The sequence below is a fragment of the Floridaenema evergladense BLCC-F167 genome, from assembly GCF_041929205.2.
Lineage (GTDB): Bacteria > Cyanobacteriota > Cyanobacteriia > Cyanobacteriales > Aerosakkonemataceae > Floridanema > Floridanema evergladense.
The window spans coordinates 918,012-936,124 of sequence record NZ_CM171625.1; the positions used below are offsets into that span (position 1 = coordinate 918,012).

The 18,113-nt window shown below is 41.1% G+C and carries 17 protein-coding genes; 8 read left to right on the plus strand and 9 right to left on the minus strand.

Annotation, left to right across the window (positions count from 1 at the left end):
- The first annotated feature begins 99 nt into the window (after nucleotides 1-99).
- Nucleotides 100-1,365, plus strand: a complete 1,266-nt coding sequence (locus ACE1CA_RS04245; protein WP_413275997.1) for a glycosyltransferase family 4 protein — start codon at nucleotides 100-102, stop codon at nucleotides 1,363-1,365.
- Nucleotides 1,366-1,810: 445 nt separating this feature from the next.
- Nucleotides 1,811-3,433 (plus strand): calcium-binding protein, encoded by a 1,623-nt coding sequence (locus ACE1CA_RS04250; RefSeq protein WP_413275996.1) that lies wholly within the window; start codon nucleotides 1,811-1,813, stop codon nucleotides 3,431-3,433.
- A gap of 98 nt (nucleotides 3,434-3,531) precedes the next feature.
- Here the strand turns inward: ACE1CA_RS04250 and ACE1CA_RS04255 are convergent, their stop codons facing one another.
- From ACE1CA_RS04255 to ACE1CA_RS04280, 6 genes are all read right to left on the minus strand, one after another.
- The gene (locus ACE1CA_RS04255) at nucleotides 3,532-3,894 is read right to left on the minus strand and encodes a hypothetical protein (RefSeq protein ID WP_413275995.1); all 363 of its coding nucleotides are present in this window, start codon (nucleotides 3,892-3,894) and stop codon (nucleotides 3,532-3,534) included.
- Nucleotides 3,895-3,896: 2 nt separating this feature from the next.
- Entirely contained in the window at nucleotides 3,897-4,220 is a 324-nt protein-coding gene (locus tag ACE1CA_RS04260) for a DUF433 domain-containing protein (protein WP_413275994.1), read from the minus strand.
- A 16-nt stretch (nucleotides 4,221-4,236) separates the two neighbouring features.
- Nucleotides 4,237-4,929: a Uma2 family endonuclease gene (locus ACE1CA_RS04265; RefSeq protein WP_413275993.1), complete on the minus strand. Its 693-nt coding sequence runs from the start codon at nucleotides 4,927-4,929 to the stop codon at nucleotides 4,237-4,239.
- Nucleotides 4,930-5,064: 135 nt separating this feature from the next.
- Nucleotides 5,065-5,523, minus strand: coding sequence for a hypothetical protein (locus ACE1CA_RS04270; RefSeq protein ID WP_413275992.1), 459 nt, complete (start codon nucleotides 5,521-5,523; stop codon nucleotides 5,065-5,067).
- Entirely contained in the window at nucleotides 5,480-5,707 is a 228-nt protein-coding gene (locus tag ACE1CA_RS04275; protein ID WP_413275991.1) for a hypothetical protein, read from the minus strand. The genes ACE1CA_RS04270 and ACE1CA_RS04275 overlap by 44 nt, the downstream gene beginning before the upstream one ends.
- Before the next feature lie 8 nt (nucleotides 5,708-5,715).
- Nucleotides 5,716-6,084, minus strand: a complete 369-nt coding sequence (locus ACE1CA_RS04280) for a TSUP family transporter (RefSeq protein WP_413275990.1) — start codon at nucleotides 6,082-6,084, stop codon at nucleotides 5,716-5,718.
- Between the two features lie 60 nt (nucleotides 6,085-6,144).
- Here ACE1CA_RS04280 and ACE1CA_RS04285 point away from each other — a divergent pair, with 60 nt between their 5' ends.
- On the plus strand, nucleotides 6,145-7,047 hold the full coding sequence (locus tag ACE1CA_RS04285; RefSeq protein ID WP_413275989.1) for an ion channel: 903 nt from the start codon (nucleotides 6,145-6,147) through the stop codon (nucleotides 7,045-7,047).
- 144 nt (nucleotides 7,048-7,191) lie between these two features.
- Here ACE1CA_RS04285 and ACE1CA_RS04290 read toward each other — a convergent pair whose 3' ends face one another.
- The 3 genes from ACE1CA_RS04290 to lepA all read right to left on the minus strand — a co-directional run bounded on the left by ACE1CA_RS04290 (nucleotide 7,192) and on the right by lepA (nucleotide 11,919).
- Entirely contained in the window at nucleotides 7,192-8,583 is a 1,392-nt protein-coding gene (locus ACE1CA_RS04290) for a UDP-glucose dehydrogenase family protein (RefSeq protein ID WP_413275988.1), read from the minus strand.
- A 181-nt stretch (nucleotides 8,584-8,764) separates the two neighbouring features.
- Nucleotides 8,765-9,718 carry a UDP-glucuronic acid decarboxylase family protein gene (locus ACE1CA_RS04295; RefSeq protein ID WP_413275987.1) on the minus strand — a complete coding sequence of 318 codons (954 nt, stop codon included), beginning with the start codon at nucleotides 9,716-9,718 and terminating at the stop codon, nucleotides 8,765-8,767.
- 389 nt (nucleotides 9,719-10,107) lie between these two features.
- Entirely contained in the window at nucleotides 10,108-11,919 is a 1,812-nt protein-coding gene (lepA, locus tag ACE1CA_RS04300; RefSeq protein WP_413275986.1) for a translation elongation factor 4, read from the minus strand.
- Nucleotides 11,920-12,227: 308 nt separating this feature from the next.
- On the opposite strand from lepA, the gene ACE1CA_RS04305 reads away from it, so the two are divergent.
- From ACE1CA_RS04305 to ACE1CA_RS04325, 5 genes are all read left to right on the plus strand, one after another.
- The gene (locus ACE1CA_RS04305) at nucleotides 12,228-12,458 is read left to right on the plus strand and encodes a hypothetical protein (RefSeq protein ID WP_413275985.1); all 231 of its coding nucleotides are present in this window, start codon (nucleotides 12,228-12,230) and stop codon (nucleotides 12,456-12,458) included.
- Between the two features lie 193 nt (nucleotides 12,459-12,651).
- Nucleotides 12,652-14,367, plus strand: coding sequence for a GAF domain-containing sensor histidine kinase (locus ACE1CA_RS04310; protein WP_413275984.1), 1,716 nt, complete (start codon nucleotides 12,652-12,654; stop codon nucleotides 14,365-14,367).
- 197 nt (nucleotides 14,368-14,564) lie between these two features.
- Complete coding sequence (locus ACE1CA_RS04315) at nucleotides 14,565-15,215, plus strand: DUF3386 domain-containing protein (RefSeq protein ID WP_413275983.1); 651 nt, start codon at nucleotides 14,565-14,567, stop codon at nucleotides 15,213-15,215.
- A 250-nt stretch (nucleotides 15,216-15,465) separates the two neighbouring features.
- Entirely contained in the window at nucleotides 15,466-15,696 is a 231-nt protein-coding gene (locus ACE1CA_RS04320) for a NifU family protein (protein ID WP_413275982.1), read from the plus strand.
- A 114-nt stretch (nucleotides 15,697-15,810) separates the two neighbouring features.
- Nucleotides 15,811-18,096: a glycoside hydrolase family 57 protein gene (locus tag ACE1CA_RS04325; RefSeq protein WP_413275981.1), complete on the plus strand. Its 2,286-nt coding sequence runs from the start codon at nucleotides 15,811-15,813 to the stop codon at nucleotides 18,094-18,096.
- The last annotated feature ends 17 nt before the right edge of the window (nucleotides 18,097-18,113 follow it).

Genomic DNA, 18,113 nt, shown 5'->3' on the forward strand with positions numbered 1-18,113 from the left:
TGCCTGCCCCGAAACAGGCAAGATGCCTGTTCTACGAAATATAGAGCCAAGGAGTGACCGACTGGATATTAAAATTGATTAGTTAGTCGTGACTTACCTATGAAAATACTTTTCCTACATCCTAACTTTCCTGCCCAATTTCGCCATGTAGCGACAGCTTTAGCTAAAGATCCTAACAATCAAGTGCTGTTTGGGACAAAATTTGAAAATCCAGAATGGCAAATCCCCGGAGTTCGGAAAGTATTATTTAAGCCGAGTCGGGAAGCCCGTCCCGAAACCCATCATTATGTGAGATTCTTAGAAAATGGAGTTTTACATGGACAAGCAGTATTTCGGATAGCCGAACAACTCAAAGCAGAGGGATTTGTCCCTGATATAGTTTACGGTCATTCCGGCTGGGGGCCAACTTTATTTATTAAAGATGCCTTTCCCAATGCTAAATTAAAGTGTTATTTTGAGTGGTTTTATCATGCTATTGGGTCAGATGCAGATTTTGACCCAGCAGACCCTTTGAGTGTAGATGATATGGCGCGGATTCGGATTAAGAATACGCCGATTTTAGTAGATTTATATAGTTGTGATTGGGGAATCTCGCCAACCTATTGGCAAAGGTCGCAATTTCCCAAAGAATTCCAGAGTAAAATTAGCGTCTTACATGATGGTGTAGATACGGAATACTTTAAGCCGAATCCTGGGGCAAAATTAGTGTTGCCTAATGTGGATTTGTCAGAAGTTGATGAGATAGTGACTTATGTAGCCAGGGGAATGGAACCTTATCGTGGGTTTCCTGAGTTTATCGAATCGATCGCCTACCTACAAGAACATCGTCCCAACACTCACGTAGTAATAGTCGGTTCAGACCGAGTTTGTTACGGTAAAGCATTACCCGATGGCGAAACCTATAAAAACTATATGCTCAAAAAAGTGCCTCTCGACTTATCCAGAGTGCATTTTGTCGGTTCATTACCTTATGGACTATACCTAAAAGTAATACAAGCCTCTCAAGTTCACGTCTACTTAACTCGTCCCTTTGTCCTCTCTTGGTCAATGATAGAATCCATGTCCGCTGGCTGTTTAGTCATAGGTTCCGATACCCCACCAGTCCAGGAAGTAATCAGCGATGGAGAAAATGGATTGTTAGTAGATTTCTTTGCTCCAAAGCAAATAGCTGATAGAATTAGTGAGGTATTGGATCATCCCACACGCATGGCCCAACTGCGCCAAAAAGCCAGGGAAACAGCCTTAGAACGATATTCCTTGGAAATGTTGCTACCAGGTCATATCCAACTAATCAAAGATGTGGCAAATGGTTCCTTACCACCCCAAACTATGCCAACAACTACTAATGTAGAATGTAAAGTTTAGCACCAGAAGGAAAGTAAATTACTTTACTCTTCCTCCACTGACTACTAAACTATCAACTACCAATCTACTTGTGTAGAAGCCTTATACTGCATTAAAGCATACAACAGGATTACCTCCAGAAGCCCAAATTCTGGTAATTTACAGAAATATCGTTAGGAACATTCAATTTCTTGGCAGGAAGTGTAATATTTACCTTCAAGCTGGGGAACTATATAAATGGTGAGATGGTCAAATGGTAGTAAAGACCGTTAAGAAACCATTAACAAATTCACTGTTTAGGTAATTGGAGAAAATTATTGTGCAAGTTATACTACTGAAGGCAAAGGAGATACAACCAGGGAACGTATTAGGGTGTACAAATGAATTAACCCAAAATGCAGCAAATCTGAGTATTATCTCTAATAAATGCTTGGTACAGTTTTTTGGAATGAGGAGTGAAGTTTAGATGGCATTAATTACATTAACATCTGGAAACGATCAAGCCCCCCCTCCGGCTATAGCCCCCGATGATACAGTATATGGTCTGACGGGAAATGATACTATTACAGCCCCAAATGGAACTTTCGTATTTGGTAATGAGGGGAACGATGTCCTGACCGTTAGCAATAACTCTATAGCTAATGGCAACCAAGGTAATGATGTTCTAACAGGTGCTGGTACGGGAGTTACCCTCTTCGGGGGACAAGGCAACGATACATTGAGAAGCGTAAGTAGCAGCGTCTTATTTGGAGATGGAGGAAACCCGAGCGTATCAGGCGTAACATACAACGATTCTTTATTCTCTGTTTTTGCTGATACCCTTTACGGGGGACTGGGCAGCGACACACTAATAGTTGCCCCAAGCAGTGCAGCTTTTGGTGGTAAAGATAATGACACGCTAATGGCAATCAGTAGTGGTGCCCCGAATGCTACCTTAGCTGGTGATGGTGGTGATGATGTCATTATGGGTGCTGGTACTGGCGGTTCCAAGTTGTATGGAGATAGAACTGACTTCGACTCACTTACCGTAGGTAATGACACCATCTGGGCTTTTGGTAACGATACCGCTTATGGTGGTGGTGGCAATGATAGCCTCGTTGCCTTTGGTGGTGTCAAACTGATGTACGGGAACCAGGGAGATGATGTTCTCCGTTTCGCTGATACTGTAACTTCAGGTACAGGTGCAACCCTCTACGGTGGTCAAGGTAACGATACCCTGTTAGGAAAAAACGGTGGAGCCTTGCTATATGGTGATAAAGGTAATGACTCCTTAGTAGCAAGTACTGGCCCCGGTAATATTTTTGACACCCTTGTTGGTGGTGCTGGTGCTGACAACCTTGTAGGTACCGATCAGGCAGAAGTTCTTATTGGTGGAGCTGATTCGATACCAGGACTGGATACTACCACTGGTGCTGACTTAATTAATGCAAAAAGCGGCGACGATACAATTGTTGCTGGCGGAGGCGGCAGTACTGTTTCCGGTGCAGACGGCAGAGACTCTATGATCGGTGGAAAAGGTAATGACAGCTTCCTGGGTGGAAATGGTGATGATACCCTAATTGGTGGAGCAGGTAATGACTCTCTCCAAGGTTGGACAGGTTCTGATAGCTTGACTGGCGGTGATGGCGCTGACTTCTTCATTTTTGTTGGTGGTACTTTTGTTACTTCTGCATTTTTTAGTAATGCTGATGGTATAAGTTCGATCGCTAATGCTGCAAATGCTAGTGAGCTTAATGGTAAGCTTGGTGGCATCGATACAATCACAGATTTCCTACCAGGAACAGATAGGATTGTCCTGGATGGTAAAGGTACTCGTTTTACTGGATTTGGTTTACCTGCTGGTGAAGCTTTATTCCAAACGTTAGCCACAGATCAGGTACCTGGTGTAGCAGTAATCAATGTCACCAGTAACGTATCAGTTATTGCCGATCAATCATCGGGCATATTGGTATATAACACTGCTGATGGTTCTCTCTGGTACAATGCAGATGCTGCAGCTACTAGTGGCGGCAACGATAGAGCGGTTCAGTTCCTCTTCTTACAACCTGGTCTAACCAGCCTGTCTTCTACAGACTTCTTAATTGTGTAAAAAGTTGTAAAACAAATTAAGCTTGCTACAATTTAGCAGCTTTATTACCCGTCTAAAAAGGCGGGTTTTTTGTTTAGTTGATGAAGGATTAAGAGGGATTAAGGAATGGGCAGAAAGGTAATTCGATCTTGATATTCGTCTTCAAAGGAGTATTTAGTAATAGTAATTAATTCTTCTATAGTTTCGCCAATACCTATATCTGGATTCAGGATGAAAATACCTGGAATATGACGATTTTCGGCGAGATGATCTGCGAGGTGAACGGGCATGGAACGGCGGTTGTTAGTGACAAGAATAAATTTATATGTTTCGCACCAAATTAATATTTCTGGATCTAAAGTGCCTTTTGGGGATGTGGCGGGTTCTCCTACGACTTGAATCACTATTTCGGGTTCACGGCGACGGAGTTGTTGAGGATAAAGAGGGTTAACATTTTCATCAATGAGATATTGAATTGCCATCTTTATTCTTGGGCTTTTTGGGCAGCTTTGATTTCCATCAATCTCTTAACTCCAGGGTGAGGATTTTTCCGTTGTTCTTCTCGCATTTGATGACTCCACTCTAGCCATTCAGAGATGTATTGACTGACTTTTTCTTTTTCGTGATGGTAATAGAGAATTGTGGCATAAACTTGTTCTAAAGTCACAGTGGGGTAGATTTGAGCGATTTCTTCTGGGGTACGGGCGCGGTAGATATATTCATATAAAATAGTTTCGATGCCGACTCGCGTACCTTTTAAACGAATGTCATCGGGGGCTAAAAAATTAAAGTAGTCTTCTAGCTGCATAAATTTTGTTTATTTGTCATTGGTTATCAAGTAACTGCTGTAAAAACTGTTGATATTCGTTACTAGCCAAGCCATTTTGCAAAGTAGCAATTACTTGAAGCATATCTCCTCCCAAAAGTGCTGAAACTGCCAACCACAGTCCCGGAAAAACTTGGCTGCGGATAATTCCTGCAACATCAGGTGTAACAGAAATGTATTCTCCATTCTGCAAAGAAAACCAATCGAAGCGCTTCTCCATCACTTGCCACACGAGATATTCTTTCACTCCATTGCGACGATAGACTCGTTTTTTATCCCGAAGGTCAATTGAAGCGGTACTGGCAGTAATTTCGGCAACAAATTCTGGTGCGCCTTCAATATAGCCTTCCTCATCAAAACGACTTTGACCCCCATAAGAGGCATCAATAAGCAGCACGGCATCAGGTTGGGGTTCGTTATCGGTATCGAGCCTTACAGTTGGATTATCACCCAAACGTAGCCCTGGCGTTGCTATTTTGTAATTCCAGAGCCAGCCGATTAAATTAGCATGAGGTTCGGCGTGGGGTTCAAACCGTAAAGGCGATGCTATGTAAACAATTCCTTCAATCAGTTCGGCTTTTTTGAGGTGAGGCATAGCTGTATAACGCCGCTCGAATTCTGCGCGAGAAAGCAAATCTCCATTTTCTAAAGGCGGGAGAGTAATGTGGCTGTTATGTGTAGGAGCGTTCATGGCTTTTTTGCTCCAGAAATCTTACTTAAGTCCAATTAAATTAATTAATATTAGTTTAGCATTGTCTTTATTATCTATAGCTCTTAAATAGGAGTACTATTTATGGGATTTAGTATGGGTTTATAAATTCCAGTTTTAACTTGAAATATTCGCTGTCAAAACAGCAGATTCAATAACGTTTGGTACTGGTGCAGGGGATAAAGCTTCTGTATCCATCAATTCTTTGACTTTCTCGAAAATTAGAATTTCTCTTTCTTCTCGATCGGTTAGTTTATCGTAAAAATAAGGGTCGGAAAACCACTGTTCAAATGCCACTTCTAACAAACCGTTGGCAGAAAGTTGCAACCTCCAATTGGCAGACATTCTATTATCAACAACTTCAAATAATGGTGCAGGACTCCGCATGGGATAATACATATAATTATCTTCGCAGATGTAATACCAAATTTGTCCTTCTTTAACAGAGAAAGCATAAACGATATATTCTTTACCAATTGTTAAAGGAAACTTCAATTGTTTTGTGTACCCTTGTTGAGGAGAGAGGTAATTTTCAGGAAGATAATCTCCCGTATTGGCGATACAACGAATTTTCATAATGATACTTTCTAAAAGTCTTTAGGTGCTGTTTTGGGATACTGGCATCTTCTAGAAGGAGTTGCTCTTGTAAATTGGTAGGAATTTCATCGGGAATTCTGCCTGTAGTCACGATCGCATCTAAATTATAGGTACGTTGTTGCGCTTTAGCGCTCTTACCAGTAGCGCTGAAGCGCAACAACATACGAAGATTTACCGATAAAACAAATACCGAAAACCTATTAGTAACAAAAAGATGCCGTAAAGTTTTTTCATGAAGGCACTACTGATAAATGGTTGATTGGCAAATATTGCCCCAAAAAAATTACCAATTACTAATCCAGCAGCAATTAATATTGCGTGTTTAATATTTAAGTTGCCGTTGCGGTAATAGACGATCGCACCTAAAATCCCGATCGGTAAAATTTGTGCTGCAATAGATGTACCAGTAGCAAATTTCTGATCCATCCCCATTAATAACACCATTGCAGGTACCATGATTGCACCACCACCAATGCCAAACATCCCACCAGCCACACCTGCGGCTAAACCGATCAGCAATAACTGAAATAGTACAGACATAAAATTATGAACGAAAACTTAGACAAATAGTAGAATAATTTTTAACTATCAGCCACACTGATGACTAAAATTCACCGTCCTCATAAATTACCTCATGTTGTGAATCGCGATCGCAGTATGAAAATCCTGCGTAAAGGTTCATCCCACTCCCATTGGCGCGATACTTACCATTGGTTACTGACTCTTTCTTGGAGTAAATTTGTCATTGTAATTATCATCACGTATACGATCGCTAATGCTTTATTTGCTTTAGCATATTTAGCCGGAGGAGATTGTATCGAAAATGCTCGTCCGGGTTCTTTTGCTGATGCTTTTTTCTTCAGCGTGCAAACAATGGCTTCTATTGGTTATGGGGCGATGTTTCCCAAAACTGACTATGCGAATTTGGTAGTGGCGATCGAAGCATTAGTTGGTTTAATGGGTTTAGCAATGGGAACCGGGTTAATGTTCGCCCGCTTTTCGCGTCCTACTGCTAAAGTTTTGTTCAGTAAAGTAGCAATAGTTACCAACTACAATGGTAAATTAACCCTAATGTTTCGCGCTGCAAATGAACGACACAACCAAATTTTTGAAGCCGAAATGCACGTTAGTTTAGTGCGCGACGAAGTGAGTATCGAAGGTTCTATAATGCGGCGATTTTATGACTTAAAATTAGTCCGTAAAAAATCACCTCTTTTCGTCCTAACTTGGACAGGAATGCACGTCATTGATGAAACTAGTCCTTTGTATGGCGAAACCGAAGAATCTCTGCATCATTCCAACATGGAAATCATCGTTATTCTCACCGGAATGGATGAAACAGTAGCCCAAACAATTCACACTCGCCACTCATATTTAGCTGAAGAAATTTTCTGGAATCAGCATTTTGTTGATATTTTAGTTACCATGCCTGATGGCACAAGATTAGTTGACTATACTCGTTTTCATGATGTAATTCCTGTAGAAACCAAAAGTTCGTTGTAAGCCACATTATTAGGAGGATTGCTAATAATAACGTATTCTAATAAAAGCTAAAGTCGCTACTACAAGCAGTTAATAAAAAATCCGAACTGCGATATTAGTTTACAGTTCGGATTTGAGAAGAATTTTTAGTTGAGTAACAAAATATTATCTGCCAACACCTACATAACGGAAACCACCAGCTTCTATTGCTTTACGATCGAGGAAATTCCGTCCATCAATAAGGATTGGAGAGTGCATCAATTTAGCCATTTTAGCGTAATCTAAAGTCAGGAATTGTGCCCAATCAGTCACCAAAACTAAAGCATCACAACCATCAGCTAACCGTTCGGGATCGGTTTCCACAATTACACCAGTTAAACCGTGACGCAAACCTGTTTGAGAAACCAAAGGATCGTAAGCTTTAACTTTTGTTCCCAAGCGGTTTAATTGTTCGATGATATTCAATGCAGGTGCATCGCGCATATCATCAGTATCAGGTTTGAAAGTTAAACCTAACAAACCAACAGTTTTACCTTTGAGAATTTTTAATTCTTGCTGTAATTTTTCTACAGCAATTAAACGCTGACGTTGGTTAACACTTACAGCAGCTTTTAACAAATGTGCTTCATAACCATAATCATCAGCAGTGTGAATTAAAGCGGAAACATCTTTCGGGAAGCAAGAACCACCCCAACCAATTCCCGCTTGGAGGAATTTGCTGCCAATGCGAGAATCTAAACCAATACCTCTGGCAACTTGGGTAACATCAGCACCAACGCGATCGCAAATATTTGCTACTTCGTTAATAAAGCTGATTTTAGTTGCTAAGAAAGCGTTCGCCGCATACTTAATCATCTCTGCTGAGTTGATATCCGTTTTCACCACTGGTACTGGTGGTAAAGATGGATCTTCGGCATACTTCCGCTGTGTAATCGGAGTATATAGCGCTTCCATCATCGATAATGCTTTTTCGCTATTGCTGCCTAAGACAATCCGATCGGGATTAAATGTATCATAAACCGCCGAACCTTCCCGCAAAAATTCTGGGTTACTTACAACATCAAATTCTGCTGCAATCTTTTCTACTTCTTCATCGCTGACAACGCCACCAGCACCTACGAGTACTTTTTGCCGTTCTTTAATCCCATCCATGACAATCATCCGCACCCAGTCACCGGAACCGATCGGTACGGTAGATTTATTCACAATTACTTTGTAGCCATCATTAAGATTAGCGCCAATTCCTCTAGCTACTGCTTCTACATAACGAGTGTCACTTTCACCCGTAGGTAGAGGCGGAGTACCAACTGCAATAAATAAAATTTCACCATGATTAACACCAGCAGCTAAGTCGGAAGAAAATTCTAATCTTCCATCTTTAGCCGCAGCTTGCATTAATTCAGACAGTCCCGGTTCAAAAATTGGCGACTGTCCCGACTTCATTAACTTAACTTTTTCTTCATTGTTATCGATGCAGATTACATCATGTCCGATATGTGCCAAACAAACGCCTGTCACTAAACCGACGTATCCGGTACCAATTACACAAACCCGCATATTACGTAATCCTCTAACAAGTTTTACAGATTAAATTATCAGCCTTCTGTCAAATTATTCAGCCAACCTCTAGATTTTTTGATGGCGATTAAGCTATTTCGATATCTGGTGGGAATCGTTAACATTAGGGCTTATTTATAGTACCCAGACCACCAAATCCGATCGCTATCGTCGCCAAAATTTATTTACTTACTACTGAGGCTGGAGAATTGTAGATGCGATCGCGAAAGTCTTCTATGGTTAACTTCAAACCTTCTTGCAGCGGTATAGTAGGTTGCCATCCTAACCAACTTTTAGCTTTAGTAATATCCGGTTTTCTTTGTCTAGGATCGTCCTGTGGCAGAGGTTCGTACTTAATATCTGCATCCGGGTTAACCATCTGCTGAATTTTTTGTGCCAGTTCTAAAATAGTATATTCATCTGGATTTCCCAAGTTTACAGGACCGATATAGTCTCCATTCATTAGTCGCATCAGTCCCTCTACTAAGTCAGAGGCGTAGCAGAAACTCCGGGTTTGCGAACCAGTACCGTAAACTGTTAAAGGAATTCCTCGCAAAGCCTGAACTATAAAGTTACTCACTACCCGACCATCATTTTCTAGCATTCTGGGGCCGTAAGTGTTGAAAATCCGTGCTACCCGAATGTCTACATCGTTTTCCCGGTGATAGTCAAAAGCTAATGTTTCGGCAATTCGCTTACCTTCGTCGTAACAGGAACGAATTCCGATCGGATTCACATTTCCTCTGTATTCTTCTACTTGAGGATGTACTTCTGGATCGCCGTATACTTCTGAGGTAGAAGCTAAAAGAAATCTTGCTTTCACCCGTTTGGCTAAACCTAGCATATTAATTGTTCCCATCACATTTGTTTTTACTGTCTTGATGGGATTGAACTGATAATGTACTGGCGAAGCCGGACAAGCTAAGTGATAAATTTGATCTACTTCTAAACGAATCGGTTCAGTAACATCGTGGCGAATCAGTTCAAAATACGGATGATCTAACCACTTCAGCAAGTTACGTTTATGTCCGGTATAAAAATTATCTAAGCACAATACTTCATGACCTTGTGCCATTAAGCGATCGATAAGATGGGAACCAATAAATCCTGCTCCACCTGTGACCAAAATTCTCATAGCTTCTCAGTAAGCGATAGGTTATTTTAAGCAGTTAAGACCGCTGCTACAACTATAACTCCAGAAATACCGCTCAGTCTATAAATTATCTTTAAATTGAAAGATAGTAGTAGATCTGAAAATCGCTTCATATTTATGGATTCCTAGTGTAACTGCTGTCTTTGTTCAATCAAAATTAACTGCTTCAGTAGAAAGATTAGCAGATTATTTAACGAAAAGTTACCTTTACTTATTCAATTCATTAAATCTTTATCCAACAATAGGATTCACTAACAACTTCTTCACACTTCTTGATAACATCAGATTTTTTTCTAGAAATGATGACAAAGTTAGAAATGAAAACAGATAGCTTAATAAGATCTGCTTTCATTTTTTGGCTTAATTCCCACCTATTCTTTATCCAAGCGTAGCACTGCCATAAAAGCTTCTTGGGGCACATCTACTGTACCAATAGCCTTCATGCGTTTTTTACCCTTAGCTTGCTTTTGAAGCAATTTTTTCTTCCGGGAGATATCACCACCATAACATTTAGCCAACACATCTTTTCGCAGTGCGGGAATATGTTCGCTGGCAATTACTTTACTACCAATTGCTGCTTGCAAAGGAATTTTAAACTGGTGACGAGGAATTAATTCTTTTAACTTTTCTACCAAAGTTCGACCAACATAATAAGCTTTATCTCGGTGAACGATCATTGCTAAAGAATCTACTGGATCGCCATTAATCAAGATATCTAATCTTACTAAAGGATTGACGCGATAACCAATCAAATGATATTCCATGCTGGCATAGCCGCGCGATCGAGATTTCATCTGATCGAAAAAATCAGTCACCACCTCCGCCAAAGGCAATTCATAACTTAAAGTTGTCCGTCCTAAAGTCAAGTATTTCATATCTTTGAAAACACCGCGTCGGCTTTGACCTAATTCCATTAAAGTTCCGACATACTCTTCCGGCGTAATCATATCTACTTGCACGTAAGGTTCCTCAATTTTCTCCCGATATTGCGGGTCTGGCAAAGTGCTAGGATTATCGATTAATAACTCTTCTCCTTTGTTAGTTGTCACTTTATAAACCACCGAAGGAGCCGTAATAATCAAATCCAGATTGTATTCTCTTTCCAGCCTTTCTTGGACAATTTCCATGTGTAATAAACCCAAGAAACCGCAACGAAAACCAAATCCCATTGCGCTAGAAGTTTCCGGTTCGTAAGACAAAGCAGCATCATTTAACTTCAGCTTTTCCAAAGCTTCCCGCAAATCAGGAAATTGATCGGCATCGGTGGGAAACATTCCACAAAATACCATTGGTTTAGCTTGAGTATAACCGGGTAAAGGTTCCTTTGCTGCCGCATTTGCTAAAGTAATTGTGTCACCGACACGGGCATCTTCTACAGCTTTAATAGCAGCGGCTAAATAACCTACTTCCCCTGCATGAAGATCGTCAACGCGAATTTGGTTAGGAGAAAGTACGCCTAATTCGTCAACTTCATATTCTTTGCCACTTGCCATTAAACGGATGCGATCGCCATTTTTCAACCTGCCATCCATCACCCGGAAATAAACAATTACTCCCCGATAACTGTCATAATAACTATCAAAAATTAACGCTCGTAAACGTTCTTCTACAGTATCTTGAGGCGGGGGTACTAAATGGACGATCGACTCCAAAATTTCCTCAATTCCAATCCCTTCTTTTGCCGAAGCTAAAATCGCACCGCTACAATCTAAACCTATCACCTCTTCAATTTCTTTTTTTACCCGTTCCGGTTCCGCTCCCGGCAAATCAATTTTATTCAAAACCGGAATAATTTCTAAGTTACTTTCGATCGCCAAATAAACATTAGCCAAAGTTTGCGCTTCTACACCTTGAGAAGCATCCACCACCAGTAGAGCTCCTTCACAAGCGGCGAGACTCCGCGACACCTCATAAGAAAAATCTACGTGACCGGGAGTATCAATTAAATTGAGAACGTAATCTTGCCCGTCCTTTGCTTTATAATTCATCCGGGCAGCTTGCAGCTTAATCGTAATCCCCCGTTCTCTTTCTAGTTCCATATTATCGAGGAACTGTTCCTTCATATCTCGCGCAGCTACGGTTCCGGTAGCCTGTAACAGACGGTCAGCCAAGGTTGACTTACCGTGGTCAATGTGGGCAATAATACAAAAATTGCGAATTCGAGAAACGGGTACGTCAGTCATAAACTTCGCTCAAAGATGGGGCGCAGAACTTTAATCAAAAAATCGATATCTTGCTTAAGATATTTTAATGTTGAACTAGAACAAAGTGACAGAAATAGCTATCTCCGCAATTGCTAACTCGCTATAATAGAGATTCAGGCTGAGATTAACTCAAACAAATATATTCTAAGCAGTAAGATTGTTAGAAAATATTCTTAGCTACTGCATGACGTAGTGTAAACTGACCGCTTTGATATAGTGGCGAGTCAGTCTAAACTGATGATAGCCTGTTTAAGGCTTGTACTATAGTTCAGTATATACAGTTGCAAATGAAAGAACCAGTTCTTGATTCCCGGCGTTCAGATGAAAAGGTGGAAATATCCATTCACCTAGATTCAGAATTGTTGAGTCAGTTGGAGCATTTAACCAACGATCCCAGCAAAGTGATTGAAGCAGCAATTCGGCAATGGTTGAAAGGAGGAGTTAACCAAAGAGATGACGAATTGACTCGTAGCATTACTAGAACACCAGTACCTCCTCGTGGTGAATGGAATGATTAATGTACCATGTATCCAAAGGGAAAAATTTGGCTTTCTGGAGTGAAAGATATAAACTCGAATTAGTAATGGTAAGATTACCAGGACTAATTCGCTAACAGCGATACGCACTACGCGGACGTGAAAAGCGATCGAACAGGGTGCTATTGGCGACATTTCCTGAATTTTAAAGTTAGAGAAATTACAACCGACTCCAATGAGCGTGCCTATTAATGTAGAAAATTGGCAAGGGTCTTACGGTAAATCAAATCCCGCTTGGACAAGCCATGCGAGCGGTTTACAAGGATTAGGATCGGAGTTAGTATACGTTCAAGATGCCGCAGGTCAATACTTTTCCTTTTATTGGCAACAAGCAGAGCGATATAAATTAGATCCAGAAGCGATCGTCAATAGCTGCCTGAATGAAAAATTTGGCCCAGTAGCAGCTACGTCTTACCTAGAGAGAATTCAACAAATTCTGGAAAATCAGTTACCGGAACGTTTCTGTTGTGAATTTCAGTACCAAGAAGAAAAATTTAAGTTTGACTTAATCATCAGCCCCATATTAGTAGCGGATGGCTCAGTCAGTAAAGTATTAGTGATGGGGAGGCAAGTGCCAGAAGAGAGTGCCAATGCTTCACAGAAAATACCTACCACAGCCAAAGCCTCAGCATTACACTGGGGGCAACACTACAAAAAACTAATTAGAAAAATCTCTCGCCACATTCGCCGCACCTTAGATTTAGATACTATTTGGCAAAGAACAGTAGATGATTTAGGCAAAGGATTAGATGTAAGTCGCTGTGTAATTTGCGCCTATAAAAGCGATAATATGGAAGCTTCTGTAAAAGCCGAATATCGATCGGAATCAATCAGTTCCTTTCTAGGACAAAAACTGAAAATTTCTGAATTAGCCGACCTGTCAAAGGCAATAGAATCTTTAGAACCAGTAACAGAACAAGGGTTTAACACTCAAGAACAGCCAGAATCTAAGTTAGCAGTAGCGACTTTCTACCAAGATAAACCGAACGGGTTGATCGTCCTATACGACTATAAAGAAAATCGTCAGTGGACGATTGATGAAATAGAACTAATGCGGGAGTTAGCGGATTTGGTGGGGAGTGCGATCGCTCATGCTACCCTATACCATGAACTAGAACAAGCCCGACAACAAGCCGAAGAAGCCTCCCGCCTAAAAAGCGAATTTTTAGCCAACACATCCCACGAACTGCGGACACCCCTAAACGGGATGATAGGCTTCCTCAAACTAGTTATAGACGGCATGGCTGATGACCCAGAAGAACAAATGGAGTTTATCCAAGAAGCCAATCGTTCAGCTTTGCACCTACTCAGCGTTATTAACGACATTTTAGACATTGCCAAAATTGAAGCTGGCAAAATGGAATTAGAGTTAGGGCCAGTAGATTTGGAAGAGTTATTTAGCAATGTTGAAGACTTTACCAAAACCCAGGCACAAGAGAAAAACCTCAGTTTCCGCATTCAAAAACCAGCCACCAGAGACAAAATCATCCTCAATGGTAACTACCAAAGATTATTGCAAGTAATGTTGAATTTGGTAGGGAATGCGATTAAATTTACCCATGAAGGCGGAGTAATGATTAGCGCCGAAGTGCAGCGCAAAAAACCCGTCAACAACCAAGAAGTTCCAGCAATGGCGATCGTCCGAGTCGTAGACACAGGAATTGGCGTATCCTTAGAAAAGCAAGGTAGACTATTCCAATCCTTCAGCCAAGTCAACGGCGGACATAACAGACAATACGGCGGAACAGGACTAGGACTTTACATCTCCCAAAAACTGGTTGAAGCAATGAAGGGAGAAGTAGAATTTTACAGCATGGGCGAAGGACTTGGCTCAACCGTCACCTTCACCGTGCCATTGTATCAAGACCCTGTACTTACTTCTAATCAGTAGGGACTGGGGACTGGGGACTGGGGCGAGTTATGAGTTTTGAGTTATGAGTTTTAAGTTATTAATTCAAAACTTCACCCAGTACCCAATCCCCAGTACCCAATCCCCAGTACCCAATCCCCAGTACCCAATCCCCAGTACCTAGTCCCCAATACCCTTTAAACTAAGAAAGAGTAAAGATCTTCTCAAGGAGCAGTTCCGTGACTGAGCAAAAGAGTGCTAAGGAGCTATTTCGTAGTGCTTACGAAAACCGTTACACTTGGGACACTAAATTTCCAGGCTTTATTGCTGATATTGAACTGAAGCAGGGAGATGAAGTTTTTACGGGGAAAGTGCGCGTTAACCCTGACATGAGTGTAGAAGTTAGCGGTATAGAAGACGAACAAGTAAAAGAAAGCATCTACACTCAGATGCGGGACGTAATTACTCACCGCAAACGTGGCAACTTTGAACAGGCGCATGGGAAAAATGAGTTTAGCTTAGGCGAAACTGACTCGACAGGCGCAATGGAAATTTTGGTCAAAGGCGACGCGATGGGTTCTAATTATAAGATTCGGGGTACAGAAATTTGCCAAGTTAGTCGCGTTATGGGTAGAGTTGCCTTTACTATTGACACCCATGAAAGTATGAATACAGGGGAAGGTTACATTGCCTCTCGCTATGATGCCATTTTCCGCAATCCTCAAACAGGCGAAGTGACTAATGAGTTGGAATTTGAGGACGACTACGAAAAAATTGGTAATTACTACATCATGACTCATCAGGTAGTACGTTCCAACGAACAAGGACAGAAGACAAGTACCGAGTTTACATATTCCAACGTTAAGCTATTGGAAGCAGCTGTGGTTTAAAGGGACTGGGGACTGGGGACTGGGAGATAAGGAGACAAGGGGACAAGGGGACAAGGGGAAATTATTTAAGTCAAAACTTTCTCTTTAACTCAAAACTCAGAACTCAAAACTCAAAACTTCACCGAGTCCCCAGTCCCCAGTCCCCGAAAAGTTTGTTAAGGTTTTTATCAAGAAAAGATCTAGGATCGAAATATCCACAAAAGCACTTACTAAACTGCTCTAGCAAACGAGGTCTTAACCAATGGAAACAATGGAACTAACATTAGATAACGTTGAAACCGTTTTAGATGAATTACGCCCTTACCTAATGGCTGATGGCGGTAACGTAGAAGTAGTTGAATTGGATGGCCCTATTGTAAAATTGCGGCTACAAGGTGCTTGTGGTTCTTGCCCTAGTTCAACTATGACTCTGAAAATGGGAATAGAACGGAAATTGCGGGAAATGATCCCTGAAATTGCAGAAGTCGAACAAGTTCTCTAAAGGAAATTTGATAATCATACTCTGGCAATTCTAGAAGGAAAAGGCAATCATTAAAATCTTTACATCAATGATTGCCTTTTTATTTTGATAATCCTTGAAGCCTGACTAAAGTTTATGCCCCATCCTTTATATGTTGCCTTCATCTGGCATCAACATCAACCTTTGTACAAGAGTAGGGTTAAGGGAGAGTTTCTGGAAACAGGAGATTCTGCTTTTTCTGCTTCGGTTTCTTTAGCTTCTGAGTACCGTTTACCTTGGGTTCGTTTGCATGGTACTAAGGATTATTTGGATTTAGTGTTGTTGTTGGAACGTTATCCGAAGCTGCGCCAAACGGTTAATTTGGTTCCTTCTTTGATTCTGCAATTAGAAGATTATATTGCGGGAGTAGCTTTCGATCCTTACCTAGCTGTAGCTTTGTCGCCAGTAGAAAGTTTGACGGAACAACAGCGATTATTTATTATTGAGCATTTCTTTGATGCCAATCACCACACTTTAATCGACCCTAATCCTCGTTATAGCGAACTTTACACCCAGCGTCAGGAAAATGGACGGGCGTGGTGCAAGGAAAATTGGCAAGGGCAAGATTACAGCGATTTGTTAGCTTGGCATAATTTAGCTTGGTTTGACCCTTTGTTTTGGGAAGATCCAGAAATTTCTTATTGGTTGGAAAAGGGTCGGAATTTTAGTTTAGCCGATCGCCAAAAGATTTATGCTAAACAACAAGAAATTATGAGTCGCATCGTTCCGCAACATCGGAAGATGCAGGAAACTGGACAATTAGAAGTTATTACTTCGCCTTATACTCACCCAATTTTGCCTTTGTTGGCGGATAGTGATGTGGGTAGAGTTGCGGTTCCTAACATGAATTTACCAAAAAATCGCTTTCAATGGGAGGAAGATATTCCTCGACATTTGGAAAAAGCTTGGGAGATTTATGAGGAATGTTTTGGTTGCGAACCTCGCGGTTTGTGGCCTTCAGAACAGGCAGTTAGTCCGCAAATTTTGCCTTATATTGCTAAACAAGGGTTTAAGTGGATTTGTTCGGATGAGGCGGTTTTAGGTTGGACGATCGATCATTTCTTCCACAGAGATGGATCGGGAAATGTTAGCGAACCGGAGTTACTTTATCAACCTTATCGATTAGAAACTCCTGCGGGAGATTTGTCAATTGTTTTCCGCGATCACCGTTTGTCGGATTTAATTGGTTTTACTTACGGGGCGATGGAAGCGAAGAAAGCGGCAGCTGATTTGGTAGGGCATTTAGAAGCGATCGCACGCATTTTAAAACATCGTCAACCAGATGATTCTACAACTTTAGAAAATCCTTGGTTGGTAACAATTGCTCTTGATGGGGAAAACTGCTGGGAACATTATCATTTAGATGGTAAACCCTTCTTAGAATCATTGTATGAAACTCTCAGCGATCGTCGAGAAATTGAATTAGTTACTGTATCTGAATATTTAGAAAAATTCCCTGCTACCGCCACACTTTCTGCTGATAAATTACATACAGGTTCTTGGGTTGATGGTAATTTAACTACTTGGGTAGGAGATCCAATAAAAAATAAGGCTTGGGATTTATTAACTGATGCCAGAGAGTTTTTAGCATCTCATCCCGAAGCAACACCAGAAACTAATCCCCAAGCTTGGGAAGCTTTGTATGCTGCTGAAGGTTCGGATTGGTTTTGGTGGTTTGGGGAAGGACATTCTTCTAACCAAGATGCAATTTTTGACCAGTTGTTTAGGGAACATTTGTGTGCAATTTATCAAGCTTTAAATGCGCGAGTTCCTGATAATTTGCTCAAACCTTTAGAGATTCACGAAGCGAGAGGAGATCATCGTCCAGAAAGTTTTATTCACCCAACTATTGATGGTGTTGGTGACGAACAAGATTGGGATAAAGCAGGAAGAATCGAAATTGGTGGGGCGCGGGGAACGATGCACCGTAGCAGCGCTGTACAAAGACTTTGGTATGGTGTAGATCACTTAAATTTCTACCTGCGGTTAGATTTTCAAACGGGAATTTTACCTGGAAAAGGTTGTCCGCCGGAATTGAATTTGTTGTGGTATTATCCCGATCGCCAAATGTACAACAGCCCCATTCCTTTGCGAGATTTACCCGATGAAGCGCCATTAAATTACCTGTTTCATCACCATTTAGGTGTGAATTTGCTCACCATGAGTACGCAATTTCAAGAAGCAGGAGAAAATCTCCAATGGCATCCTCGCTTTAGTCGGGCGCAAGTGGCATTTAAGCAATGTATAGAAATAGCAGTACCTTGGGCAGATTTGCAAATTGAACCGGATTATCCTTTGCGATTGACGATCGTTTTATCAGATAATGAACGTTATTGCAGTTATCTGCCGGAGAATGCTTTGATTCCGATCGAAGTACCATAATGTACGTTGTTGCGCTT

Excerpts from the sequence above, each read along its gene's own strand:
- ACE1CA_RS04245 (WP_413275997.1), top strand. The coding sequence starts at position 100 with ATGAAAATACTTTTCCTACATCCTAACTTTCCTGCCCAATTTCGCCAT.
- ACE1CA_RS04250 (WP_413275996.1), top strand. The coding sequence starts at position 1,811 with ATGGCATTAATTACATTAACATCTGGAAACGATCAAGCCCCCCCTCCG.
- ACE1CA_RS04255 (WP_413275995.1), bottom strand. The coding sequence starts at position 3,894 with ATGGCAATTCAATATCTCATTGATGAAAATGTTAACCCTCTTTATCCT.
- ACE1CA_RS04260 (WP_413275994.1), bottom strand. The coding sequence starts at position 4,220 with ATGCAGCTAGAAGACTACTTTAATTTTTTAGCCCCCGATGACATTCGT.
- ACE1CA_RS04265 (WP_413275993.1), bottom strand. The coding sequence starts at position 4,929 with ATGAACGCTCCTACACATAACAGCCACATTACTCTCCCGCCTTTAGAA.
- ACE1CA_RS04270 (WP_413275992.1), bottom strand. The coding sequence starts at position 5,523 with ATGAAAATTCGTTGTATCGCCAATACGGGAGATTATCTTCCTGAAAAT.
- ACE1CA_RS04275 (WP_413275991.1), bottom strand. The coding sequence starts at position 5,707 with ATGTTGTTGCGCTTCAGCGCTACTGGTAAGAGCGCTAAAGCGCAACAA.
- ACE1CA_RS04280 (WP_413275990.1), bottom strand. The coding sequence starts at position 6,084 with ATGTCTGTACTATTTCAGTTATTGCTGATCGGTTTAGCCGCAGGTGTG.
- ACE1CA_RS04285 (WP_413275989.1), top strand. The coding sequence starts at position 6,145 with ATGACTAAAATTCACCGTCCTCATAAATTACCTCATGTTGTGAATCGC.
- ACE1CA_RS04290 (WP_413275988.1), bottom strand. The coding sequence starts at position 8,583 with ATGCGGGTTTGTGTAATTGGTACCGGATACGTCGGTTTAGTGACAGGC.
- ACE1CA_RS04295 (WP_413275987.1), bottom strand. The coding sequence starts at position 9,718 with ATGAGAATTTTGGTCACAGGTGGAGCAGGATTTATTGGTTCCCATCTT.
- lepA (WP_413275986.1), bottom strand. The coding sequence starts at position 11,919 with ATGACTGACGTACCCGTTTCTCGAATTCGCAATTTTTGTATTATTGCC.
- ACE1CA_RS04305 (WP_413275985.1), top strand. The coding sequence starts at position 12,228 with ATGAAAGAACCAGTTCTTGATTCCCGGCGTTCAGATGAAAAGGTGGAA.
- ACE1CA_RS04310 (WP_413275984.1), top strand. The coding sequence starts at position 12,652 with ATGAGCGTGCCTATTAATGTAGAAAATTGGCAAGGGTCTTACGGTAAA.
- ACE1CA_RS04320 (WP_413275982.1), top strand. The coding sequence starts at position 15,466 with ATGGAACTAACATTAGATAACGTTGAAACCGTTTTAGATGAATTACGC.
- ACE1CA_RS04325 (WP_413275981.1), top strand. The coding sequence starts at position 15,811 with ATGCCCCATCCTTTATATGTTGCCTTCATCTGGCATCAACATCAACCT.